This window comes from Methylomonas sp. MgM2 (assembly GCF_054172045.1).
This window is the reverse complement of record NZ_JBSYXO010000023.1, coordinates 18164-42455: the sequence shown is the minus strand read 5'-3', so window position 1 is coordinate 42455 and position 24292 is coordinate 18164. Positions and strand designations below refer to the sequence as shown.

22 protein-coding genes are annotated in these 24292 nt (G+C 44.5%); 2 read left to right on the top strand and 20 right to left on the bottom strand.

Going from position 1 to position 24292, the window contains the following annotated elements:
• Positions 1 to 2: 2 nt before the first annotated feature.
• From ACW73I_RS16270 to ACW73I_RS16220, 11 genes are read right to left on the bottom strand one after another with little or no spacing between them, the layout of a single operon-like run.
• On the bottom strand, positions 3 to 1022 hold the full coding sequence (locus ACW73I_RS16270; protein WP_458030476.1) for a FemAB family XrtA/PEP-CTERM system-associated protein: 1020 nt from the start codon (positions 1020 to 1022) through the stop codon (positions 3 to 5).
• A gap of 17 nt (positions 1023 to 1039) precedes the next feature.
• Complete coding sequence (locus ACW73I_RS16265) at positions 1040 to 1858, bottom strand: XrtA system polysaccharide deacetylase (protein WP_458030475.1); 819 nt, start codon at positions 1856 to 1858, stop codon at positions 1040 to 1042.
• Positions 1859 to 1896: 38 nt separating this feature from the next.
• Positions 1897 to 3048, bottom strand: coding sequence for a non-hydrolyzing UDP-N-acetylglucosamine 2-epimerase (gene wecB, locus ACW73I_RS16260; protein ID WP_458030474.1), 1152 nt, complete (start codon positions 3046 to 3048; stop codon positions 1897 to 1899).
• Positions 3029 to 4054, bottom strand: coding sequence for an XrtA/PEP-CTERM system-associated ATPase (locus ACW73I_RS16255; protein ID WP_458030473.1), 1026 nt, complete (start codon positions 4052 to 4054; stop codon positions 3029 to 3031). The genes wecB and ACW73I_RS16255 overlap by 20 nt, the downstream gene beginning before the upstream one ends.
• A gap of 17 nt (positions 4055 to 4071) precedes the next feature.
• On the bottom strand, positions 4072 to 5670 hold the full coding sequence (locus ACW73I_RS16250) for a TIGR03016 family PEP-CTERM system-associated outer membrane protein (RefSeq protein ID WP_458030507.1): 1599 nt from the start codon (positions 5668 to 5670) through the stop codon (positions 4072 to 4074).
• Complete coding sequence (locus tag ACW73I_RS16245; RefSeq protein WP_458030472.1) at positions 5657 to 6568, bottom strand: XrtA-associated tyrosine autokinase; 912 nt, start codon at positions 6566 to 6568, stop codon at positions 5657 to 5659. Before ACW73I_RS16245 ends, ACW73I_RS16250 begins: the two co-directional genes overlap by 14 nt.
• Positions 6569 to 6584: 16 nt before the next feature.
• The gene (locus ACW73I_RS16240; RefSeq protein ID WP_458030471.1) at positions 6585 to 8114 is read right to left on the bottom strand and encodes an XrtA system polysaccharide chain length determinant; all 1530 of its coding nucleotides are present in this window, start codon (positions 8112 to 8114) and stop codon (positions 6585 to 6587) included.
• Positions 8115 to 8156: 42 nt separating this feature from the next.
• Positions 8157 to 8858: a polysaccharide biosynthesis/export family protein gene (locus tag ACW73I_RS16235; RefSeq protein ID WP_458030470.1), complete on the bottom strand. Its 702-nt coding sequence runs from the start codon at positions 8856 to 8858 to the stop codon at positions 8157 to 8159.
• A 46-nt stretch (positions 8859 to 8904) separates the two neighbouring features.
• On the bottom strand, positions 8905 to 11319 hold the full coding sequence (locus ACW73I_RS16230) for a tetratricopeptide repeat protein (protein WP_458030469.1): 2415 nt from the start codon (positions 11317 to 11319) through the stop codon (positions 8905 to 8907).
• Between the two features lie 51 nt (positions 11320 to 11370).
• Positions 11371 to 12126, bottom strand: a complete 756-nt coding sequence (locus ACW73I_RS16225) for a PEP-CTERM/exosortase system-associated acyltransferase (RefSeq protein WP_458030468.1) — start codon at positions 12124 to 12126, stop codon at positions 11371 to 11373.
• Between the two features lie 32 nt (positions 12127 to 12158).
• Entirely contained in the window at positions 12159 to 12632 is a 474-nt protein-coding gene (locus ACW73I_RS16220) for a Crp/Fnr family transcriptional regulator (RefSeq protein ID WP_458030467.1), read from the bottom strand.
• A 118-nt stretch (positions 12633 to 12750) separates the two neighbouring features.
• Between ACW73I_RS16220 and prsK the strand changes: the two genes are divergently transcribed.
• Positions 12751 to 14841 carry an XrtA/PEP-CTERM system histidine kinase PrsK gene (gene prsK / locus ACW73I_RS16215; RefSeq protein ID WP_458030466.1) on the top strand — a complete coding sequence of 697 codons (2091 nt, stop codon included), beginning with the start codon at positions 12751 to 12753 and terminating at the stop codon, positions 14839 to 14841.
• Entirely contained in the window at positions 14828 to 16201 is a 1374-nt protein-coding gene (gene prsR / locus ACW73I_RS16210) for a PEP-CTERM-box response regulator transcription factor (protein ID WP_458030465.1), read from the top strand. The genes prsK and prsR overlap by 14 nt, the downstream gene beginning before the upstream one ends.
• 149 nt (positions 16202 to 16350) lie before the next feature.
• Here the strand turns inward: prsR and cydX are convergent, their stop codons facing one another.
• The 9 genes from cydX to ACW73I_RS16165 all read right to left on the bottom strand — a co-directional run bounded on the left by cydX (position 16351) and on the right by ACW73I_RS16165 (position 24289).
• Complete coding sequence (cydX, locus tag ACW73I_RS16205) at positions 16351 to 16494, bottom strand: cytochrome bd-I oxidase subunit CydX (protein WP_458030464.1); 144 nt, start codon at positions 16492 to 16494, stop codon at positions 16351 to 16353.
• Between the two features lie 10 nt (positions 16495 to 16504).
• Complete coding sequence (cydB, locus tag ACW73I_RS16200; protein WP_458030463.1) at positions 16505 to 17644, bottom strand: cytochrome d ubiquinol oxidase subunit II; 1140 nt, start codon at positions 17642 to 17644, stop codon at positions 16505 to 16507.
• 18 nt (positions 17645 to 17662) lie between these two features.
• On the bottom strand, positions 17663 to 18175 hold the full coding sequence (locus ACW73I_RS16195; protein WP_458030462.1) for an aspartate carbamoyltransferase: 513 nt from the start codon (positions 18173 to 18175) through the stop codon (positions 17663 to 17665).
• A 16-nt stretch (positions 18176 to 18191) separates the two neighbouring features.
• Positions 18192 to 19754 (bottom strand): cytochrome ubiquinol oxidase subunit I, encoded by a 1563-nt coding sequence (locus ACW73I_RS16190; protein ID WP_458030461.1) that lies wholly within the window; start codon positions 19752 to 19754, stop codon positions 18192 to 18194.
• Between the two features lie 15 nt (positions 19755 to 19769).
• Positions 19770 to 19982 (bottom strand): cytochrome oxidase putative small subunit CydP, encoded by a 213-nt coding sequence (gene cydP / locus ACW73I_RS16185; protein ID WP_458030460.1) that lies wholly within the window; start codon positions 19980 to 19982, stop codon positions 19770 to 19772.
• Between the two features lie 10 nt (positions 19983 to 19992).
• A complete protein-coding gene (locus ACW73I_RS16180; protein WP_458030459.1) occupies positions 19993 to 21021 on the bottom strand; it encodes an urease accessory protein UreH domain-containing protein in 1029 nt (342 codons plus the stop codon).
• 25 nt (positions 21022 to 21046) lie between these two features.
• Positions 21047 to 22861 carry a multicopper oxidase family protein gene (locus ACW73I_RS16175; RefSeq protein ID WP_458030458.1) on the bottom strand — a complete coding sequence of 605 codons (1815 nt, stop codon included), beginning with the start codon at positions 22859 to 22861 and terminating at the stop codon, positions 21047 to 21049.
• Positions 22862 to 22931: 70 nt separating this feature from the next.
• The gene (locus ACW73I_RS16170; RefSeq protein WP_458030457.1) at positions 22932 to 23357 is read right to left on the bottom strand and encodes a phosphate-starvation-inducible protein PsiE; all 426 of its coding nucleotides are present in this window, start codon (positions 23355 to 23357) and stop codon (positions 22932 to 22934) included.
• 2 nt (positions 23358 to 23359) lie between these two features.
• Positions 23360 to 24289 (bottom strand): sulfite exporter TauE/SafE family protein, encoded by a 930-nt coding sequence (locus ACW73I_RS16165; protein ID WP_458030456.1) that lies wholly within the window; start codon positions 24287 to 24289, stop codon positions 23360 to 23362.
• Between the last annotated feature and the right edge of the window lie 3 nt (positions 24290 to 24292).

The following is a 24292-nucleotide window of genomic DNA, read 5'->3' as shown; positions in this document are numbered from 1 at the left end:
TGTCAACCCAGATCTTTTGCCAACCAAGGACCAATTACCTGGCTAAGCGGCAATGGTAGTTTTTTCCAGGCGGCGATTAACAACCGATACTTTGGATTTAACGGATTGATTTCAGGAATTTCGTTCGCTTTGACCAAATCGATTTCGTAAAACAACGGCTCCGCTTCAAAACCCCAATGTTTCTTAAAGCGATACGACCCCGTACCAATTTTGCTGCGGCCATAATCGAATACCCGGCAACCTCTATCGACAGCGCGTCGCATCACTTCCCAATACATGAAATCATTGCCTTTTAGATCTCGCGCCATTTCGGTGCCGCCGCCGTAATAAGGCAACACTTCATCCTTAAAGTAAAAATTCATAACACTGGCGACAACGAAACCATTATGCTCGACCGTTAGAATCTCGCAATCGTCAGCAAAAACTCTTTTCAAGACTTCAAAATAACGTTTTGGAAACACTGGTGTGCCCAAATTTCTGACGCTTTCCGCATAGGCTTGATAAAACCGGTCAACCGACTCGTCTATGACGCTGTTTAAACCAGCCTTTATGCCAGCACGTACCATCGCTCTCTGTTTCCGTGGAATCGCCATCATGTTTTTGTCATGATCGGCATCTAAAGTCTTTCTGAACGTGACATAAAGCTCCTTTTGCGGCCAGTCAGGATGGCTTTGACATCGGTTTCGCATCTCCAGATAATCGACGTTCAACTCCCTAGCCAATTGTTGAGCCTGCTTTTGCAATGCGTCAAAAGCCTGTTCATTACTTGCGACTATGCCGCCGTAAACGCAAAAAGCGTTCGATATCAAAGCATTACCAAATAACAAGCTCTTTATTTGCACAAGCGGCAAAATACCGGTTATTTCACCGTCCTGTTCGTAAAAATAATAATAAGCGTGGTGGGAAAACGCTTGCTGTATTACCTGTTGCCATGCCGAGAGATGAAAAAAACTTGCGTCATCCGACGTCATGACGTAATTATCCCAGCGCCGACAATCGTTTTGTGTCAGTAATTTGATCATGATAAAAATCTGTCGAGCTAAAAACGAAGAAATACGCTTTGCATAGTATCCCAGGCAAAATCGGAAAGTAAGCGCTTTAGTCTGTCTTCGACTCGACTCAGGTTTAGATAGTGTCTAAAGCGCGATTTGAAAGGCAAATTTTGTTGTCGAGGTTGATTAGGGTCAATTTCCCATGGATGAAAATAAAATATACCTGATTGTTTTTCTATCGAGTTAATGTATCGGTAAGCCCATTTCGAAAATTGATAGGGATATAATCGAAAAAAGCCGCCACCGCCACATGGTATATTTTTGTTCAAGACTTTTAACGAAGTAATGGGGATCTCTAACAGATTCCGGACATTCTCCGGATGAAAAGCAAAACGCGGCGCCGACGGCATCCCGTATAAGTCATGTTTAACAGGATAAATACTGGAACTGTATAGATGCCCCTCTTCCTCCAAAATTTGCAAGGCCCATAAGTTTTTCGCACCTATCGAATAACTCGCGGCTCGATAACCAATGATTTCTCTCCCACTAATTTCTTGGAGAATTTGCTTATTCTTTCTAATGTCCGCACGAAATTGTTCAGGCGTTTGTTCGGTTACGCGTATGTGCTCATAGCCGTGCGAGGCTAATTCGTGTCCTTCGTCTACGATTCGCCTAATCAGTGCGGGATAGCGTTCCGCCACCCACCCCAACGTAAAAAAAGTTGCCTTCACATGATATTGTTCGAACAAGTCCAAAATGCGACCGGTGTTGTCAGCGACGCGGTGGGTAAGGTTATCCCATTCTGAGCGTGCAATGTGCTTTTCAAACGCCGAAACTTGAAAGTAATCTTCGACGTCTACGGTCATAGCATTTCTGATGGTGGAAGGCATCGTCACATTGATACTCAATAGCCTAAGTTATAACGGCGCACAATTTCGGCAACGATACGTTCCGCTGCTTTACCATCCCAATATTCCGGGATACGGCCGGTTTTGCCGCCAGTCAGAATAATATCGTCGACACATCGCATAATTTTGTTCCGGTCGGTGCCGACAATCGTATTGGTTCCCTCTGATACAGTAATAGGGCGTTCCGTATTATCTCTCAACGTAACACAAGGCACTCCTAACGCTGTTGTTTCTTCTTGCAAACCGCCGGAGTCCGTTAAAACCAATTTTGACGATTGCATCAATCCCAACATCTCTAAATAACTTACTGGCGGTAAATTAATTACGTTATTTTCCGTTAAAACATTTACTAAGCCAGCCTGAGCAATTTTTTGCTGGGTTCGAGGATGAACCGGAAAAATTATTGGTATTTTTTTTGCGACTTCACCGATAACGTCTACCAAACGTTTTAATGTATCTAAATCATCGACATTCGATGGACGATGTAGAGTCAGCAGCGCAAAACCATTTTTCTTAAGCGGCTGCTTAAAACCATATTTAAGTAATATATCTGATAAAGACGAGGCTTGATTACAATTGCTTAGCAAACTATCAATCATGACATTGCCGGTAAAACAGATACGGTCATCAAGAATCCCTTCCTTATGTAAGTTGTCAGCAGCCTCGCGCTCCGTGGTTAATAGTAAGTCGGCAATTTGATCAGTTAACACACGGTTGATTTCTTCCGGCATTTCTCTGTCATAACTACGCAAACCGGCCTCAACATGAATTAAAGGAATTTGTTTCTTTACCACAACAAGGCCGCAAGCAATTGTTGAATTCACATCCCCGACCACTAATACGGCGAACGGCTTAACATCATCAAGTATCGGTTCGAATGCCAACATGATATTTGCCGTTTGAACCGCGTGAGAACCAGAACCCACGCCTAAATCTTTGTCAGGCTCAGGAATTCCAAGCTGTTTAAAAAAGGTATCCTTCATGGCCTGATCATAATGTTGTCCAGTATGGACTAAGTAAGGTCTGATCAGATGTTTAACAGCTTCCAATTGACGTATGATTGGCGCCATTTTCATAAAATTGGGCCTGGCACCGACCACACATATCAGTGGTTTTGGCTCCGCTGTCTTAATTCCCGATGTCGTCATAAACAGAATCCAAATCCAATTGAATCAAAATGGCTTTCCTAAGCAAGGCTTTTTCTTTTGCCGCACTCGTTTTTAGTTGGAGAACATCATGCTCCAAAGTCAATAAACGTTCTTCCATAGAACCAGCCTCGGCCGTATTAGTTTGAATAGGCGGGATTGGTGTATTAAAGTCTTGTCGGTCGCCATTTTCCAGCCTCATCTCTTCGTTTACTTCAGAAATCACCTTTTCAACGGCATCGCTATCGAGCACGTTTAACTCTTCTAAATAACCGAACAGTAGCAAACGATCACAGATTGCGTTGATTCGGCGCGGAATACCGCCGGAAAATTGATGAATTTGAGCGAATACCTCATTTCGAAACTCCGGCTTACCTTTCCAGCCCGCCGTCTCTAAACGGAAGGTAATATAGTTCCTTGTCTCTTCGACGTCCAATGGCTCCAGATGATAAGTGGAAACTATCCTCTGTTTAAGTTGCTCCATATCTGTGGCATAAATTCGGCGCTTCAACTCTGGCTGCCCCATTAAGAAAACTTGGAATACCTGAGAGCCGTTGACGTCCAAGTTCGTAAACATTCTCAATTCTTCAAGCGATTGTTTCGGTAAATTTTGTGCTTCATCCACGATCAACAACAAACGACGTCCTTCCCTTGCTTTATCGATAATAAATTTTTCAAAACTCGAAATTAAATTAGCCTTATCGTTATGCAGATATTGAAAACCAAAAGTCGACGCAATCAAACGCAAGGTGTCTTCCGGCCCTACCTGCGATGTCATCATTACTCCTATCAATAACCTATCCTTATTGAGACTTTTGATAAGACTTTTGACTAACATGGTTTTGCCAGTGCCTGGCACGCCGGTCACTAACACAAAGCCTTCACCTTGGGTTAAGCCATATTGCATATAAGCTAATGCTCGCTTATGCACAGAGCTTTGAAAAAAGAAATCCGGATCTGTGCTTAATTGAAACGGCTTTTGGGTAAGATTATAAAATCCGTCGTACATTGTATAGATATTAAAAGTTAAAATCGGACGGCAAATCCCGCTGTTGCGCGGTTTTCGGTATAGTCACTGGAAGACAAATCTGACATTTGACTGATATGGCGAAACTCTAATCGTGCCTGCATTACCGAAGGCCTCCATCCTAAATTAATTGGGATGGCGCGGGATAATCCAAGCGCGACATCATATCGAGTATTACTAGAACCGGTTTCTGAGTTACTAATATCCGTGGATTGCCACGTAGGTCGCAGATATAAATTTAGTCGAGATTCAATTTGCCAACGCCAGCTGGCAGAGGCTCCAAATACGTTATCCTGTTGCGGATTCAGCTCGTACGTTCGCCTGGTATTGTATAATGAAATATCATAAAAACTTTTACCACTCCGATAACCAAATGTTAATGTGCCCTGCTTACTGATGATGACATCATCCACTAATAAGGGAAAGTCAATGGTTATAATAAACGGCAATCCAGTTTCCGGATCAATCAGCACATTACCGCTCGGATCAAAAACATTAATGTCATATTGCTGAGTCAAAATTTGTTGAACCGTTGTGGTCTCTTGAGCGTACCTAAAACGCGCAAATCCCTGTTGAGCCCTGTAATTAATATCAGCATCCCAGGAGCTACCGGTATTTAAGCCTACATTTTTATAACGATAAGTGACGAATCCAGTAAGATGATTTGAAGGATTAAAGCGTGCCGTTACATTATAATTGTTACCGTAACCTGCTTCTAACGAATACCATCTGCTAGGACTCCAACGTCCGCCAATAGTATAAAAAAAGCCGTTATTAATAGATCTGTTCAGAGTTTGATAATCGTTATTTTCATATCCGAAATTCGCATAGACATTAAATTTTCTGTTTATAAAATAACGCAAATCTCCGTGATATCGTTCAAACTGTACGTCTTCTCCGGAATCCCTGTTTTGATGTTGTAGCGAATAATTCAGGTTCCATCTAATCTTATGAAACTTACTGCCACTTAATAATCTAGCATCGGCCGAATAGCTCGTAGAATCAGAAATCTGGTTTTCTGAGGGAGAATTGTCATCAAAACCGCCATTATTAAAACCGGTTTGCCTATACCCCCCCCTAACCAGTCCACTTGCATATTGTCCGAAATGTGGCGTCCAATACGGCGAGATATCGAAGTTTGTCACCGTAGTTCGATCACGATTTCCCGTAATATTATCAGTGGCAATATATGAATTATTAATATTCTGTTGAGAGATTGAACTACTGGTTCGCAAAAAAAGCGTATTGCGTACGGCTTGATATAGAGAGTTCATCTGCAATTGATTATGTAGTTCTATAGATTCACTTCCCCCTGCATTGTAAAGGCCTTGAAGCCGGTAATTTAAATTAAAATTGCTCCAGGGCGACTGGCCATACAACGAAAAACCAGGCGCTACTTCGGATACAAAGCCACTTTTTCTTTCCGTGCTCGACAAGGCAAGATTATCAGAAAAAACTTCGCTCATTGAAAGACTCGGATGCGCTCTCCACTCAAAAGCCGCTACCCTTTTGGCCAGAACTAATCCGCACAGTACAAAACAAACGAAAGACGCAATAATGATCCGACTAACAAAACAGCCGTGGTTATGAGTGTCCATATTTTCCATAACCATAACCATAGCCATAGCCATAGCCATAAAGATCGGGCTCTTTTTTGGTTTTGTTCAATAAAGTCATGACCACATCGCAATTGGCCAATTTTGCAACTGACTCATTGACAACATGTTGAGGCGTTTCTTCAGCCGCAATCACAAGTACCACCTGCCCGACTAACTCAGCTAACACTTGTGCTTGTGTCGCGACCAGCAAGGGGGGGGAGTCGAAAATTACAACCCTGTCTTTATAGCGACGACTGACTTCTTCAGCAAAAAGACACATTCGCTGACTGGAAAGCAATTCCGTAGACAATTTATGCTTTTTGCCCGCAGGAATAACGCTCAAACTAGGCAAATCAGTTTTTAACAAAATATCAGAAAACCTCACTTTTTCGTCCTCTAAATATTCTATCAAACCGGGCGACTGATTAATCCCTAACCTCTTTGATACTGTTGGCTTCTCAACATCGGCATCAATGAGAAGAACGCTTTTATCAAGTTCATTCGCTATACTTAAGGCTAAATTGATGGAAACAAACGTTTTTCCTTCCGACGGAAGACTACTACAAATTAAAATCAGATTGGGCCGCGCAAGCCCATTGAGGTCGGCCCCTTGAATATTATTGACCAAGGGCCGTTTAATGACTCGAAATTCTTCCGCCAATTGCGAATTAGTATTTACTCGATCCAGAAAACCTTCAGACGACAAATGATTCCAATTTATCGTTACTTGATTCTCCAGGTTTTGATTCGTACTCTCAACTTCCGGGATAGTATTTTCCTGATTATTTCTCTGATCCAGGCTCGTCTCAAAAGATACGCTTTTGGTAACGTTCTCGATTTCACTGTCAACCAAGCCTTGCTGATTAGCTTTTTTTAAGGCGTTTTCAATTATGCTCATAGAAATTACCTAATGACTATTTGATCACTTCAAATAACATAAACCCGATATAACCGGATAAGATAGCGAGTATCGTAATCAATAATAGCCAGTCAAAATGCTTGGTTTTGGAAATAGTTTGACTAGTCAAAGACACACTCCCCAATAATGGCAGCCCCGTCACCAACCTTACCTGCCTAGTTGACATAAAAACCGGCCGTATAAAATAAGTCAGAAACGCCAAACCGAACCCTGTAACAACCCCACCCACTAACACTAAAGAATAAAAAAGCGGTCTATTTGGAAAGGATGGTTCAGTCGGTCTCGTCGGCGGATCAGCAATTTTAAATTTAAGCCTTGAAGTTTGATCATCGACGCGCTCGGTAATGCGAGCTTGCTCTCGCCGCTCTAGAAGCTGAGAATATTTGGCACTAATGGTTGAATAATCACGATTTAAGTTTTTCATTTCCGTTTCAATGGAAAGTCTTTCATTCAGTCCTTGTTCAATCTGATTAATTCTTGATTGAATTGAACCAATTAACGCCTGATTCGAAGCCACCTCAGCTTCGGCGTTGTCATAGGCCATTTTCAAGCTTTGCACATAGGGATTCGACATTTTTTGCGGGCCAATAATATCTGTCTCCGGAGCAACTTCTTTTTTATCTTGTTCTTTTTGTTCTTTCAAAGACTCTATTAATCGATCAATCGCCAAAACTTCTGGATGCAATTCAGTATATTTAATTAAAAGGTCCATTTTTTTATCAACGAGAGTTGCTATACGAGTGTCATCTTGCGAAAGTTCGCTAGTGAGTTCGGTTAAGCCCCAATCGTCGTCCGATTCTTCAATATTTTCCACCTGTTCAGCAAGAACATTTTTTCTTGCTAAAGACTGTGCTAAAACTACATTCGCCTGCTCAAGCTCAGATTTCAATTGACTCAATTTACCAAACTGGCCGGATTCACCCGTTAGCAAATCGAGATTTGCTCGATTAAAATCCTCTTTGGCCTTTTCGGCTTCTTGTAATCTTATTTCATATTCACGAATTTGTTGCTCAATGAAACGCTGTGCATCATCCGCGTCCGCTAACGCTTTTCCCTGTGTCTGTTCTGAAAAAACCGTCAATACAGCCTGAACGACATTTTTCGCCGCTTCCGGATCCGTTGAAGAGTAAGCAATATCAAATATATCGCGACTACCCGCCGCACTAATTTTTATACCCTGTTTTAATTCCTCAACAGCCTCATTACTAATTCCAGAACCAGATTTACCTATACTTAAATGAGATAATTGAACAATTTTTTCCAAGTTCGGCCTCGTGAACATTAATTGCTGGATAATTCTAATTAGTTCCGATACATTGGGTTCAATAACCATCCCTCTCATCAAAGGCCGGATAACTGTCGATGAATCAATATGAACCTTTGCTTTTGATTCAAACTTATCGGGCATCGTAAACACAAAAGTCCAGCCACAAATACAGACTAACAGTGCAAACAACACTGCAACCCGCTTATATTTGAGCGTTCCCTTAATATAAAAATAGACTTCGCTAAGTTCTTGTTGCATTTTTACAAATTAAAACTTTTATAAAAACTGACACTGTATTATCTAAAAATAAGCGTCAGGGATAATTAAAATATCACCCGGCATCATCAAGACATTTGCCGACAAATCCGCATCATCTATCAAATCGTCGATTCGCACTCGATAAGATTTCAACTCTCCATCAACCTCTCGAATAACGCTAGCTCTATTCCCATCGGCATATTGGTTCAAACCTATTTGAATGATCACATCAAGTAAAGTCATACCTCTTTCATAAGGTATCGATTTGCCTTGGTAACGGCCAAGTCCGCCGCCGCCTCCGCCGCCCAGGCCGCCGCCTCCGCCACCAATGCCGCCTCCGCCGCCTCCAGATCCACCACCTCCTCCACCAATACGCCCAATAACACGTATCTGCTGATCTCTAATCCCTTTAAATCCAGACACCATTACCACAACTTGGGGACTCTTTACATAAACAGCTAATACTTTCTCAATATCTCGGGCTAGTTGGTAAGGCGTTTTACCGTTCGCTAATAATTCTTCAACTAACGGTGTTGTAATTTTTCCATCCGGCCGAACCGTTGCGGACGCAGACAATTCCGGATTTCCCCAAACAAAAATATTAACACCGTCACCCGGCCCAATTTGATATGTGTAGTCTGACGCTTGCTCAACATCTTCTAATAAAGGTTGAGAACAGCCACTAATTCCTAGTAGTACAACAACCATCATCATTACGTAATCGAGCTTTCTTAACTTAGACATAATCATTATCTCGTACTCAAAAGACACTTAATCCCAAATTACTTAATTAATGTTCAAGCTCTTTAAGTAGCTTCATCGCCTCATCCTTATTCGAAAAACTACGATGTTGCTGATCAGCTAAAGCAATAGCTTGTTTTATTTCGATTATTGCTGTTGCTTTATTACCATTATTTAAGTGTGCAACTCCCAAGTGATAACGAAGCTCAGGAATTTTAGGTTCTTTTACGATTAACGATTCTAGTATGGCTAGCCCATCACTATTTTTTCCATTTTTTACTAGTCCCCAAGCGTACGTGTCTCGCATAAAGACGTTATCAACATCTTTAAACCTCTCCGCTAAGGCTAACCCTTTAGCAGTCTGTTCCGGAATATCCGAATCAATTAAAATTGCCGCAAGATTATTGATGGCTAAATTAGCATCAGGATATTTCTGGATTATACGTTCATAGGTTTTCTGCGCTGCATCTTTTTGACCAATTTGCTCATATAAACCAGCCAATGCTAACGAAAGAGGTAAATTATCGGGATTGGCCTGCAAACCTTTCAAGTAGACTTCTTTAGCAGCGTCTACACTTTTTTCGGATTTAGCTTCAACTTTAGCTAATGCAAGATAAAGTGCGGCAGACTTGTCCGGCGACAGCTTGATTTGATTCATTAATAATTGCTTAGCTTTCGGATATTCGTTATCGGCGACATAGAGATCAGCTAAGATGCCAACCGTAGTCAGATCTTCTTTATGTTTAGCGTGATGGGTCTCAAGGAAACTTATTGCCTTATCTCGTTGCTTAAGTGCTTCATATGATCTGACTAAATTCACCAATGAATTCAAATGACCTGGCTGATCCGCAAGGATCTTTTCGTAAATTTTCACAGCTTCTTCATATTTTTTTGTTCCTTGCAATACATTCGCTTGTAAATATAAAGGCAGCAATTTATTTTTGGAAAATAAAGAAAGCCTTTGGACAGTTTCCTGTGCATCACTCCATTTCTTTTCTGAAATATCTAACTCCGCTTTCATGCTGAGTAGTAACATCTCGTTAGGCCTAGCTTTCAATGCTTTATCCAAAAACTGCCTCGCCGTATCTTTCTGATTCGCTTTTAAATAGGAACTATATACGGGGAGAAAAGCCTGTAGATTTACTGGATTAACTTCCAATGCCTGCTTAAAGTATTTATCTGCTTGTTTTAGATCTTTTTTTAATGTGTAAGCTTGCCCTAATAACATATATGCTTTATCAGAGTCATTCTTAGTCCATACAACATTATTCAGCACATCAATCGATTTATCTACTTCGTTTTTGATTAAAAATAATCTAGCCTTAAGCAAGCTCGCATCAACAAAGTCGGAGTTAACCTGTAAAATATGATTAATTGATTCCTCTACTTTGTCGTACTCTTTATTTTTTAATGCAAGTTCAGCCAATATCGTTTGAGCGGCCAATCCGGTTTTGTTATCTTTTTCCGAGTCAACAACTCGAACTAAACCTCTTGAGCCTTCTTTCAAATATCCCGCACCCAGCATCCATTTGCTGAGCTCTAGCATTGATGACGGATTTTTACTTGAAGACTCCAGCATTGTGTCAAACTCTTTAACAACACCATCCTTTCTTTTTGCATTTAAAAATTCAAGCAAAACAATTTTCGGCTCAACTTTATCCTGTTTATTATCAACCTCAACACGTAACAACTCTTCCGCTGGTTGTAATTTATCGGTCATAGAATAAAGCGATGCCAATCGTAATTTGAAACTATCATTATCAGGATAAAGCTCTACTAGCTTTTTATATTCATCCATAACACCATCAATATTATTTTCACTTCCATAGACTTTTATGCGGAACAATCTAATTGGCAAATTTTTTAAATCCTTTTCCAAGACTTTTTCAGATATAGTTAAGGCTTGGTCGAATTTTTTCTCTTCAAAATAAATAGCGGCTTTTAATGATAGCGCATCTATATTGTCAGCACTTACTGCCAAAACATCATCGATAAGTTGAGTTGCCTGATCCTTCTTACCTTGCCTGAACACGACCGATGCTTTTAAAAGCTGCGCTTCTTGATTTTTTGGATCGTTCTTTAGTAAAAAATCAGCTTGCTCTAACGCCTTATCTAAATCACCGAAAACTAAATGAACTTTACCCAACTTCTGTCTAGCGTCGACATTATTTGGATCAAGCTCAACAGTTTTTTCCAAATTCTCGCGCATCGATTTATAGTTTCCGCCTTTTTCATCTAGCAACGCCATGTAATAATAAGTATCGCTACGATTAACGCTATTTTGACTTGACGTTTTTAATTCCAATATTGCCTTATCATATTCTCCCTTTTCAAATAACTCCTTACCTTTTTCAAAATGATTTTCCGCAGTTTCTTCAGGTGTTTCGCATGCCGTCAAAATCACAGAACCAGCAAACAATAACGACAGGTAAAGTTTATTATTTAATACTCGACTGATTAACACTATTATCTCCGATAATTATTATTTATTTCGATCCATATGGCAAAATTTCAATCAAGAAACTCCTTTGCATTCTACTTCGAGACTTTGTTTGATCCAGTAATATAGATCGAGCAAATCTTTATGCATGTTGAGCAAGGCGGATTGCGTCGTAATAAAATAAGGCGCTCGAATTCCATGATAATCTATCTCTTTGCCTACTCGTTGAAAATCAATTCCAGAGCGATGCATCATTCGTGGTAAAAACGGTTCCATCATAGCAAAGACATTAGTTCGATTATCAATTTCAGTCAACGCTGTGGCTGCCAAGAAACATGCCACCGCAATCAATGAAAATGTCCTTTGCTCCTGTGCAGAAATATTTAAACCATTAATTTCACCAAACCGTGTCAACGTTTCACCTGAACGCCGGCGAAATGCAGCATCAACAGCCAAACGAGAAATCTCGCACACAGTTGACCGGTCCAAATTCAATCGATCTATATATTCGTGATCGAGGCTCGAACTGCAATACCTTTCTAACGGTAACGGATCGAGTTCGCAAGATCCGGTAGCGGGAACCAGTCGAACACATCCTGCAGCCAACCCCGATTTGCGATGAATCACTAAGCAATGACGAGAGTATCGATCGTAGTCATCTTCCTCTAGCTCATCAGGAAACTTGTCTTCCGCTTCATATTTAAATTCTTCACAGTAAACCCGATACCTTATGCCATAAACTAATCTCTTTTGTGCTTCCGAAATAGCCAGCTCTATTTTGAAATAGTGTTCAAAACTCTCAGTCAAACTTATTTTCGATTCGTCACTCATAAGTCTTCCTAACGATTAATTTATTGAAGGGCTCAAAGATATTTATCGATATCATGCACTTTTATACCCCAAGCTAAAAGCTTATCGATCCGCTCGTTGGCAACCTCAAGTCGCTTAACCATGATTTCAAACAAAGCCTTTAAAAACAGGTAGCCTTGTATAGGATGATCATCCAAGTAAACACTCAGCGATTCGCTCTGGATTTCTAAAACACAGCCATCAGTCAAAGCAACTACGGTGGCAGTTCTACGATGTGGACCATACAGACAGATATCGCCAAATAAAGCACCTGTTTCTAAATCACACAAACCCGGACTAACTCGTATATTCCCATTCAACTCCGTCTCACCAAGAACCCGCACCGTCCCGGTTTCTACTAAAAACAAGGAACCGCCAACTTCACCCTTTTCAATAATTTTTTCACCGGCCTTGTACCATCGTCGTTTCCAAGTCAAGCCTTCTGCAAACTGAGGACTACTTAAAATTTCATCAAGAATCAGTTTCATACCCAATATATCGATCGCAAAATCCGGTTGGCCTAATTCAAATAAACCTTTCGCGTATAATAAAAGAAAAGGTAGCCCCTCATCCCCGTCCAAAGGTCTTAACAAAATAATCTAAGTCATGGAAAATCTTCTTTTTATTAGCTACCTCGTCAGCGCTATAGCCTACTCAGGTTTACTATTATTCGCGTTGATTCAAAAAAAAAGAGACCTCGCGTTCATCACAGCGGTATTTTTTTCGATTCTATGGAGCTCAAACGTCGTCCGCGCTACATTAGACGATCATTTTTTCTTAGCCGACACGCTGATATACGAAACCCTCCGCAATGCATCCTGGCTTTTCTATAGTTCAAAGCTACTGGCATTACAACAACACCGCACGTTCACTTTTCATAATTTTAAGCGGTCGCGCTCTATTTACTTCATTTCATTATTTATCATCTTCACGATAAGTATAGAGACTTTTCCTAACTTCTTAGACATCATTCGCTCTGAAGCAAATTTGGACCCGCGATTTGTTGTTCATGTCATATTTGCAATCCTAGGACTTATCGTTTCAGAACAACTTTACCGTAATACTCCGTTAAGCCAACGCTGGCACATAAAGTTCTTCTGTTTGGCATTGGGCGCCCTTTACATAGTTGATCTACTTGTCTATAGCAAATCCTTACTGTATCAGCACTTAGACATTACCCTATGGCGATCTCGTGGCGTTATCAATGTCATGGTAACACCACTTTTTGCAATCTCGCTTGCGCGTTTGAGCGCCACCGGCTTTAACCCTCCATTGACCATCCCTCGTAAAACGATTTTTTACACGACCGTGCTATTCGGATCGGGACTGTATCTAATCGTAATGTCTATAGCCGGCTATTATTTGAAACAAACCAATACAGAATGGGGAGAGACGCTTCAGATCCTGTTCATTTTTCTCGCTTTGCTACTATTGTTGATTTCTTTTACCTCTGGAAAAATCAGGGCCTTAGCGAAAATCTATTTCAGTAAACATTTTTTTCATTACAACTATGATTACCGCGAAGAATGGCTGAAAATCAGTAAAGCGTTGGCTCAACTTCAGTCATTCGACGACTTGAAGATGTTTATTCTAAACACCTTAACAAATTTAGTTGAAAGCAACGGCGGCGGCTTATGGATAAAAGACGAACAAGACCAATTTAATCTGGTTGCTCAGCATAATTTTCACTTAACAGATCAGGAACTCAGCTATCTCAAATGCGGCCATGACCTTCCGAACTATCTGGCTAACAAACAATGGGTCATCGACTTCTTTGAATTAGAACACGCTCCCGAAGTATACGAAGATATAGACCTGTCACCCTGGTGCTATGAAGACGGTCAAGTATGGCTAATCGTGCCTCTATTCCATTTAAACCGTCTCGAAGCATTTGCCGTCCTCACTCAACCTAGAGTGCCGAGAAAGTTAAATTGGGAAGACCACGATCTGTTAAAAACCGTCGGCATGCAACTCGCCAACGCGATAGCTTTAAACAATGCCAGCGAAGCGCTAGCGAGTAACAAACAGTTCGAAGCTTATCACCGTCTTTCTGCTTTTTTGGTACACGATTTGAAAAATATCACTGCACAATTGTCTTTAATTGTAAAAAATGCTGACAGACACAGGCATAAACCCGATTTTTTCGACGATACCATAGACACCATCAATAATGCAGTCTACAAAATGCGGCATATCGTGGAGCAATTAAAACAAGGAAGACCAACCAAATCTGCCGCATATCTGGTTAATTTAGTCGATCTTACCCAACGGACTTTACAACAAAACCAAAACCTACCGAAGCCCCGACTAGAAACCTCCTTAAGCACATGCATGATTAAAGCTGACCCGGCGAAGATGACTAGTATCATCGGTAACTTAGTTCAGAATGCTCAAGATGCTACTCAGAATATAAATAACGGCCAAGTCGTTCTGACCTTAACATCGGAAGGTAAATATGCGATGATCAAAATCATAGACAATGGCATAGGCATGGATCAAACCTTTATCGCTGAACGCCTTTTCAAGCCGTTCGATACCACTAAAGGCAACGCCGGCATGGGGATTGGTGCTTATGAAGCCAAAGACTATGTTCTAAGAATCGGCGGACAACTGCATGTAGAAAGCCAGCTAGGAGAAGGAAGTATATTTACCTTGCAACTACCGCTGATACAATCAGAAAGATATGAATCAAACTAATTTATTATTAGTCGTAGAAGACGACCCCGGCCTTCAAAAACAACTCAAATGGAGTCTGGATCAATACGAAATAATCATAGCTAGTAATCGCTCGGAAGCAGTTGCCGCAATTAGGCGCCATATACCTGACGTCGTTACCTTGGATCTTGGCCTTCCTCCGGACGCAACCAACGCCGCAGAAGGCATGGCTACACTTAAAGAAACACTTGCATTGGCTCCTTACACCAAAGTTATCGTAGTTACCGGCAATGATGACCACAGCAACGCAATTGAAGCTATTGCTTTAGGCGCATACGATTTCTATCAAAAACCGATTGATCCGGACGAACTAAACCTCATCATTTCACGCGCGTTTCATCTCGCCACGTTGGAACGGGAATTCCGCAACCTGCAGGCCCAACAAATCATTTCGTCAGGCATAATAGCAACCAGTCCACAAATGCAACCGGTTATGCGTATGGTCGAACGCATAGCGCCAACTCAAGCCACGGTACTTTTGCTAGGCGAAAGCGGAACTGGTAAAGAAGTGCTGGCCAAAGCCATTCATCAACAGAGCCCTCGCGCCAAACAATCCTTTGTAGCGGTTAATTGCGCCGCCATTCCGGAATCACTACTGGAAAGCGAACTATTTGGCTACGAAAAAGGAGCATTCACCGGCGCGGTAACGCAAACCAAAGGAAAAATCGAATATGCCGAAGGAGGTACATTTTTTCTAGATGAAATAGGCGATCTACCCATTGGACTCCAAGCGAAATTACTTCGCTTCATTCAAGAACGCACCATCGAACGTTTAGGCGGGCGGAAAGAAATCCCGGTCGACGTGCGAATTATTTGTGCGACACATCAGAACTTGCAACAGTTGATTACTCAAAATTTATTTAGACAAGATTTATATTTTCGCCTGAGTGAAATCACCATCGAAATCCCCCCATTACGCGAACGCGAAACCGATATCCTAGCAATCGGTAACGCTCTTTTAAAACGTTACTGTCGGGAACAAAGCTGTAAAGAAAAACGATTCTCCCCAGAAGCAGCGCTTGCCATCGAAAACTATGCTTGGCCCGGAAATGTTCGAGAATTAGAAAACAAACTAAAACGCGCGGTAATTTTATCCGATAACCATTGGATAACATTAGAAGACTTGGACCTAGCACAAACAACCAGTCCGTCAATGCCTCTGAATCTCAAAGCCGTCAGAGACGCTGCAGAATTAGCTGCAATTAAACGGGCGCTTCATTACGCTGACTTCAACATCTCGGAAGCATCAAAACTCTTAGGCATTACTCGCCCAACTTTATACAGCTTATTAGACAAACACGACATAGAAGATATGGTTCGCAACCACGTCGAACATGAATAAAGTCCTCGATCCGTGATCATCTCTGGTGTACGGTTGGAGGGTAAAGCGGTGCAGCCTTGCCTTGGTCGGTTAATCCGGGAAAATCTGAACCTAACCGCTTACACCGCTTTCTTTTTAGCTCGTTCACCAGAAACGATCATAATTCTCGATCAGGAATCGCTATTTTTTAACGTATCGCAGGATTGATCGATGCCGTGGGTATCGATATCGCAGACAGACTCTAACCACATAGCGTTAATGATGCCGAATGCCGCGGCGAAACCGACCCCTAATATCCAAGCAAAGTACCACATTGATTTCTCCTTAGTAAAGTGTGTGGCTGTCTTTCAAAACCGCCGCTTCAGTGACGCTACCCCAGATGACTCGATAGACGAACCGGGTATACCACAATACGATGGGCAGGAATATCACCGTGATCCAAAATGCCAGCAGCATCGTGGTGTGGCTTGCGCTGGCATCCCACAACGTTAAACTGGAACGCGGATCAGTTGACGAGATAAGCAAGAATGGAAACAAGCCGAAACCTACAGTCAACGCAATGCCGGCTATTCCAAGGCTGCTGGCCAGAAACGCAGTCATGGTCGCTTTTGCTTTTCCCAGCAACCAGGCCAGCCCGATGCCGCCAAAACCTATTATTGGCGCAAGCAGCATCCATGGATAACTCAAAAAGTGCTGTAACCAACCGGCGCCTTCAGCGATCACAGTCTTGTGTAGCGGATTGGACGGCGCGCTGGTTGCCGCCATGTGTGTAATTTCGGGTCGCTCTATACCTATGAAAACCCATGCGGAGGCCGCGGCTAAACCCGCCAACAGCATCGGCCCTAAAACTTCAGTCGCCAAGGTGGCGCGGTCGTGAATCACGCCTTCGCTGCGCCATTTCAGAAAAATCGCTCCGTGAAACGTGGTCAATAACAGACCGACAACGCCGCATAACAATGCGAACGGACTCAGTAAGCCCCAAAACGAACCGTCATAGTATGGTCTTAGGTCTTGATCCAAATGGAAAGGCAAACCCAAAATCAGGTTGCCGACCAGCACCCCAAGCAATATCGGTGGCAATGTGCCACCCAGAAACAGCGCCCAATCCCAAGCTTTACGCCAAGTGGGATTTTCCAGTTTACTGCGGTAATCGAAACCGGCCGGCCTGAAGAATAAGGCAAATAGAACTAACAACATGGCGACATATAAGCCGGAGAACAGCGTGGCATACACCGCCGGCCATATCGCGAATATCGCCCCACCCAGCAGGACTAACCAAACTTGATTGCCTTCCCAGGTAGCGCCGACAGTATTGATGATCACCCGGCGTTCGACATCTGTTTTGCCGACAAAAGGCAACAAAGTGCCGACACCGAAATCGAATCCCTCTGTCAGCGCAAAGCCAATGCCGACAAGGCCTATAAATATCCACCAAATCACGCGGATGGTTTCATAATCGAACATGATGGTCTCCTGAAAATCTTAAGGCTGTTGGCCGTGATGCATTTTGTGGCTGCCGCTTACCGCATGGCGGGCATGGTCGCTAAGCTGGGCATCGAAATAGCGATGTATCGCATCGATCAATTTAGGATCTTTGCTGCGGTATGTGATTTGTCCGCCGTTTGGCAGATCTTGATATAAAAATTGAACTTCGGCCGCATGTTCGCTGAGCATTTTTACGCCCGGCATATTATCGCCGTGAATTTTCTTAGGCCCGGAAAAATCGCCTTTTGCAAACCGCCCGGCGATTTCGGCCAGATGCTTACGAATCAGCGCAATCTGCTCGCTATCCGATTCGACTTTGGCAACCACTTGTTGTAAACCGCCGGCATCGGTTTTGTCGAAAACATGTAAGGTTTTCTCCAAGTCGAACGGCATGACATGAGAGCCCCGTTCAGCCACTTCATCGAGGCGAGCGGGATCGGCCGGCTCCACGGCATTAGCGAGCGAAACCGGCAATAGCAGCGATATTAATATCGGAACGTGTTTTTTCATGTCGCAGTCCTTTATGTCAATGCGCTAAGGCCGGTTGCTCGAAATAATAGCGGCCGGTATGCAGACTGCTAGGTCCTAGGCGGACGTATTTGATCATCAAATACATCTCGATGATCAGCAGCACCGTGTAAAACAGCGCGAAACCGCTAATGCTAAACCACAACTGGCTGCTGCTGAGGCTGGAAACGCTCATATGCGTAGGCAGCACGCCGGAAATGGTCCAGGGTTGCCTACCGTATTCGGCCACGAACCAGCCGGTTTCGGCCGCTATCCAGGGTAAAGGGATGCACCAGACGGCCATGCGCATTAACCAGCGTTTTTGATCGGCCACGCGGGTCGCGCAGTAGTAAAAACTCATTGCGAACACAAACAGCATGATAAAGCCGCAAGCCACCATGACCCTAAAGGTCCAGAATAACGGTGCGACTTTGGGTATGGTATCGTTAGCCGCCTTGGCGATCATTTCCGCATCGGCATCGGCAACGTTTTCCGTATACTTTTTCAGCAGTAGTCCGTAACCAAGGTTAGCCTTATGCGTTTCGAATTCCTGTTTTACGGCGGGGTTGATGTCTCCGGCGCGTAGCTTTTGCAGGTTTGCATAAGCAATCATGCCGCTTTCGATGCGTTCGGCGCTTTCAGCGCGTAGTTCCTTCAATCCTTTGACTTCTTCATCGATTGAGCGGGTAGCGATTAAGCCAAGTACATAAGGAATTTTAAGCGCGTAATCGGTTCTTTGGTTTTCTTGATCCGGCAAGCCGAACACTGTAAAACCAGCTGGTGCAGGATGAGTTTCCCACTCCGCTTCGATGGCGGCCAATTTGATTTTTTGAGTTTCGCCTTCGGTATAGCCACTTTCGTCGCCGAGCACGATGACTGACAACACCGACGCCAAACCGAACGCGGATGCGATAGAGAACGAACGACGGGCGAAACCGATATCGCGTTTGTTCAGCAAATACCAGGAGCTGATGCCGAGCACGAACATCGAACCGGTGACATAACCCGCCGCTACCGTATGCACGAACTTAACTTGCGCCACCGGATTGAAGAATACATCGGCAAAGCTGGCCATTTCCATACGCAGCGTTTCGTAATTGAATTCAGCCCCAACCGGATATTGCATCCAGCCGTTGGCAATTAGAATCCATAGTGCTGACAGGCTGGTGCCAACCGCTAACAGCCAAGTCACTACCAAATGCTGGACTTTGGTGAGTCTATCCCAGCCGAAGAAGAACAAACCGACGAAGGTCGATTCCAGGAAGAATGCCATCCAGCCTTCGCTGGCCAGCAACGGCCCGAAGATGTCGCCGACATAATGCGAGTAATAGGCCCAGTTGGTGCCGAACTGGAACTCCAGCGTCAGGCCGGTGGTGACGCCCATAGCGAAATTGATGCCGAACAACTTACCCCAGAACTTGGTCATGTCCTTGTATACCTCTCGGCCGGTCATCACATAGACCGACTCCATGATGCCGAGAATAAAGGTCATGCCCAAGGTCAACGGCACGAATAAAAAGTGATATAGCGCCGTCAGGCCGAACTGCATCCTGGACAGCATGACAATATCTTCACCGAACATGGCAAGGCTCCTGTGTTAAGGTTGAGTTGAAAAGTCGGAACGAGATGATGATTGAGAGGGCGACAATGCAAAATGCTTTGCCATGTCCGGTTTAACTGCCGGCTGCTCTTGCCAGCGAAAAATCAAAAACCAAAGGCCGATCAACAAAATCAACTTGATGAAAAGAGCGAAACAAATTTCCCGGCGCAGCAAGCCCGGTTTCGGTAGAGTCGGTTTGTCGATAGTCATATTACCTCCGTCATTGTGCGGTAGGCATGCTTTCATGCGTCATCTTCATGTGGCCGCCTTTGATAAACATCATGCCGCGCTGAGCCATCATTACGCCCATAATAATGACCAGCAAACCGGAGACTTTTACTAATTGCCGCATGGCATTGGCTGACAACAGCGTCGCAAACATACCGAATCCCCATAAAGGCAGAAGCGTGCCCAGGCTGAACATTAGAAGAATCATTGCGCCTTGTTCAGGATCACCGGTGCCGGCGGCCATGATGTACATGGCTTGTAACGGGCCGCAACCTAAAAGGAGGCCGCTCAACAAACCGGTAACTAAGGCATTGCGTTGTTTGCGCATGCCCTCGGTGACTTGCACACTGAAAGAACGAGGCAAGCGCAATACGAAACGGCGTAGAAAGTCGAACACATTTAGCATACGCAGGCCATAAATCACCAAGAACAGACTGGCCGCCAAGGCCGCTATCCCGCGTATTTGCGGCGTGATCGCGATGGCAGCCCCTAGCAAACCGAACACTGCGCCAATGGAGGTATAAGAGATAACTTTGCCCAAACCATAGGCCAAATGCGATAGCATTTGTCTCGGTTTGGAATGCTTCGGGTTTGTGTACGAAACCACGAAGCTACCGCACATGCCGATACAATGAAACCCCGTCAGAAAACCGATGCCAAGCAGTATCACATAACCCGCCTTAGGCGTAATCATTTGCATGACCGCCGGCATCTGGCTTTTACCCCAATAAGTAACGCCGCCGACAAGCAGCAATAGTAGAACAAAAGCTAATACGGTACGTAACAGGGTCAGTATTCGCGGCTTAGGTGGACTCACTATGTAACCTTTATCCACGATGGTTCGACTGACTTGGTCCAAGCCAACCAGCGCCGGGTCATAACTGACTGAAACGGTTCCTTTGCTATAGTTTGCGTTGACCTCCGCGATTCCGGGCAAGGAGCTCACCGCTTCACAAATAATGTCCTCGCAACCGGTACATTGCATGCCATCGACATTAAGCTGCTGGGTCTTGATTGCCATTGTTCGACACCTCCTGGCGTAATCGTCATTCCACTAAAAAATCCCGCATCATGCCCATATCTTCATGTTCCAAATTGTGGCAGTGGTACATGAATAGGCCTTTGAAGTCTTCGAAGGGTTTGATCAATCTGACCCGCTCGCCCGGCATGACCAGAACGGTATCCTTCCATCCTTCGTCGATGAAGCCCTCCTTGACCGTGGCGTAATCGGCACTCTCATTGTTGGCGATGCTGCGACTGAGTATCTGGAAATATTGCCCATGCATATGGATGGGATGAGCCATAGACATCATCATACCCATGCCGCCCGTGTTACGGCCTCCACCGCCCGCCGCCTGTTCGCCACCGCGCATCATGCCCATTCCCATGCGGCGACCGCCTTGCTCATTGCTACTACCGTGTCGCATGCCCATCATGCCCATGCGACGGCCTCCACCCATTCCCTGTCCGGACGACTCGGACCGATCGTCTTGCTTGTGGCGATTTCCGCCGTGTTGCATACCTTCACCGCCATGACCATGGCCGCCGTGAGCGTGAAAAATTTCCATTAATTGTAGGGTATTCACCGGAATTCGTTCGCTGGGTAGAACATCGTCATATGCATAAGGACGACCATTCAATACCATACGCATCGGCCCTTCCGAAATTTCAATCGGTACCGGCTTTTTGGGGTTGGCCGTATCGCTCAATGTATAGCGCTTAATGGTTGACAAGGTTTGCGGTAACGCGGGGCTGTCACTGACTTTTCTGGTGACTTTGACGCTGAAAATCGGATAATCGCTACCAACCGGCAACCCGGAACCATGCATGCCGTGCATGCCACCACCCATCATGTGCCCCGCCATGCCGGGTAAAACCCCTGAAAAGGGAAGACTACGCAATACAAGCTGGTCGCCGACTTCACGTCCGCTGAAATCGGCCCAAACATCGATACGCTCGCCCGGTGCCAGCATCACATAATGTTTGTTGAGGGGTTTCTCCAACAAACCGCCATCGGTGCCGATTACGGTAATGGGGGATTTGTCGTCCCAAGCCAATTTGTAAATGCGAGCAGTCGACGCATTGAGTACGCGGAAGCGATAGGCGCGGCTGGCCACATCCAGATGAAAATTCGGCAAACCGTTGACCAAAATTCGGTCGCCGTAAAAGCCCATCATGCGGTCATGCATATGGCTGGCATAGATCAGTTGATTGTTGCTGTCGAACAAGCGATCTTGAATGACGACAGGCACTTCGTATTCAGCGCTGGGTAAATCCAGTCGACGTTCTTCCTCGTCATTAACTAAAATCGCACCGGCCAATCCGTGATAAACTTGGCGGGCGGTGATGTTATGCGGATGCGGATGGTAAATATTCATGCTGGCGCGATTCAGCATTTCGAATTCGTAGACGTAGGTTTCTCCTGGGTCAATCGAATATAAGGGATGTCCGTCCATGTTGGCGGGAACGTGCAGACCATGCCAATGGGTTACCGTTACTTCATTGAGTTGGTTATGTAAGTTGATCCGGATTTTTTGGCCTTTTTGAAAACGTAGTATGGGGCCCAGATAAGAACCCGGTATTTCGGTTAATGTGTTTGCGGGGCCTTTGACTAGCTTGGCGAAATACCGTTGTACACGGGTTGCTTTACCAGACAGGATATGGATAGTCGAAGGTTTGCACACCAGATTGATTTCAACGTCCGGCTTGAAGTTTGGCGATGCTTTGTGAGGCGCCATTTTCGGCATGTGTCCCATTCCTTCCATGGCTTGTAACCAGCCGGGTAATCCTACCCAAGCCAATAAGCCGGCGCCTGCTTGACTAAAGAAGCGGCGACGGTGAAGGTTGGTATTGTGTTGCATGTTTGCTCCTCGACCTGATTTGGTTCTCGTTATAATAGTTATGATAGTGGTCGTATCCCTGTCGCTTTGGTCATTTGCCGTCGTCCGACGTTGGCTTCAGAATAACGCGAGTCGATATGGCCAGCAATAAGATCGCTAACGATACCCATAACATACTGATGCCGGCTTCATGGTGAGCCTGTACATCGGCGATAACTAATCGGGCTAAAGCCGTAATTGCCACATAAATCAAGCAACGCACCGGCATGACGTTGGTTTTGAAGTACATGCCGACCATTGCGCCCAGCTCCAAATAAATGAACAACAGTAGAATATCACCGATACTGGCTTGGCCTTGTTTCATCATGCCGATATAGGCAAATACCGCCGACCAAACGATGCTGGCGCCAATGACGAATAAGGCCAAATAATGAAAGGCTTCGATTAGTAAGTCGCCAACTTGATCCGCCCAAAGCTTGAAACTAATTTGCCATTGTTGAAAGCGTTGTGGTTGCATATTCAATGTTCGTCCGCCGTGTGCTCTGTCTCAAAGATTACCGAATCGGTTTTATGAATCCAACTTCCGATGCGCAATAATACTAATACGCATAACAAAGCCAATGCCAGCCAGACTTCGCTATGGGCGTTACCTAACCAGTCGCTTGTATCCAGCAACAATTGAGCGGTAAAGGCTTGCGACAACACATAAAGGCCAACAGCGGCCACCATCACACCAAAGCCTCGCCGCAACCAGGCCGGCTTGATATAGCCCGATAATATGGCGCCCAGCCCGCTGCCAACCAAAGCGCCTGCAGCGACCTCTAGCGTTAAGGTTAGATCAAGTTCGGCATGTTGGCTGTAACCGCTTAAACCGGCCAGCGCATTCATGACTATGATCATCAGGGAGGTGCCTACCGCGCTCTGCATCGGCAATCCGACGAGTAAGGTTAAAGCAGGAACGATCAAAAAGCCGCCGCCGACACCGACCATGCCAGTTAAAGCGCCGACGAAAAAGCCGTCGAACAAGACGCGCAAATAGGGAACACGCAATGGACAGACTTCCATGGTCGGTAGTTGCGAAACCTTGTGTTTTACTGTTTTTGCACGACGCAACATCAATAAACCGGTCGTCAAACTAACCAAACCGAATAGTGTCATCAATAAATCGGAGGAAAAAAAAGCAGCCAATCGACCGCCGCCAAATGCGCCGGCCATGCCGGAAAGTCCAAAGAACAAGCCGCTTTTCCAGCATACCGAATGACGTTTCGCATGCGGAACAAGAGCCAGTACGCTCGATAAACCCACCACAACGAATGACGTGGAAATGGCGGTTTTCGGTTCGACATGCAGTAAATACACGAGCATCGGTACGGTTAGAATCGACCCGCCGCCTCCCAGCAATCCGAGCAACAAACCGATAATTAGCGACAGCGACAGCGTCAGCAACATGAA

Coding starts and splice junctions, on each gene's coding strand:
- ACW73I_RS16170 (WP_458030457.1), bottom strand. CDS start 23,357: ATGCAACCACAACGCTTTCAACAATGGCAAATTAGTTTCAAGCTTTGG.
- cydP (WP_458030460.1), bottom strand. CDS start 19,982: ATGACTATCGACAAACCGACTCTACCGAAACCGGGCTTGCTGCGCCGG.
- ACW73I_RS16240 (WP_458030471.1), bottom strand. CDS start 8,114: ATGCAACAAGAACTTAGCGAAGTCTATTTTTATATTAAGGGAACGCTC.
- wecB (WP_458030474.1), bottom strand. CDS start 3,048: ATGACGACATCGGGAATTAAGACAGCGGAGCCAAAACCACTGATATGT.
- ACW73I_RS16250 (WP_458030507.1), bottom strand. CDS start 5,670: ATGGACACTCATAACCACGGCTGTTTTGTTAGTCGGATCATTATTGCG.
- ACW73I_RS16270 (WP_458030476.1), bottom strand. CDS start 1,022: ATGATCAAATTACTGACACAAAACGATTGTCGGCGCTGGGATAATTAC.
- ACW73I_RS16195 (WP_458030462.1), bottom strand. CDS start 18,175: ATGAAAAAACACGTTCCGATATTAATATCGCTGCTATTGCCGGTTTCG.
- ACW73I_RS16190 (WP_458030461.1), bottom strand. CDS start 19,754: ATGTTCGGTGAAGATATTGTCATGCTGTCCAGGATGCAGTTCGGCCTG.
- ACW73I_RS16235 (WP_458030470.1), bottom strand. CDS start 8,858: ATGTCTAAGTTAAGAAAGCTCGATTACGTAATGATGATGGTTGTTGTA.
- ACW73I_RS16180 (WP_458030459.1), bottom strand. CDS start 21,021: ATGGCAATCAAGACCCAGCAGCTTAATGTCGATGGCATGCAATGTACC.
- ACW73I_RS16265 (WP_458030475.1), bottom strand. CDS start 1,858: ATGACCGTAGACGTCGAAGATTACTTTCAAGTTTCGGCGTTTGAAAAG.
- ACW73I_RS16220 (WP_458030467.1), bottom strand. CDS start 12,632: ATGAAACTGATTCTTGATGAAATTTTAAGTAGTCCTCAGTTTGCAGAA.
- ACW73I_RS16165 (WP_458030456.1), bottom strand. CDS start 24,289: ATGTTGCTGACGCTGTCGCTGTCGCTAATTATCGGTTTGTTGCTCGGA.
- ACW73I_RS16245 (WP_458030472.1), bottom strand. CDS start 6,568: ATGAGCATAATTGAAAACGCCTTAAAAAAAGCTAATCAGCAAGGCTTG.
- ACW73I_RS16255 (WP_458030473.1), bottom strand. CDS start 4,054: ATGTACGACGGATTTTATAATCTTACCCAAAAGCCGTTTCAATTAAGC.
- cydX (WP_458030464.1), bottom strand. CDS start 16,494: ATGTGGTACTTTGCTTGGATATTAGGGGTCGGTTTCGCCGCGGCATTC.
- prsR (WP_458030465.1), top strand. CDS start 14,828: ATGAATCAAACTAATTTATTATTAGTCGTAGAAGACGACCCCGGCCTT.
- ACW73I_RS16175 (WP_458030458.1), bottom strand. CDS start 22,861: ATGCAACACAATACCAACCTTCACCGTCGCCGCTTCTTTAGTCAAGCA.
- cydB (WP_458030463.1), bottom strand. CDS start 17,644: ATGTTCGATTATGAAACCATCCGCGTGATTTGGTGGATATTTATAGGC.
- prsK (WP_458030466.1), top strand. CDS start 12,751: ATGGAAAATCTTCTTTTTATTAGCTACCTCGTCAGCGCTATAGCCTAC.
- ACW73I_RS16225 (WP_458030468.1), bottom strand. CDS start 12,126: ATGAGTGACGAATCGAAAATAAGTTTGACTGAGAGTTTTGAACACTAT.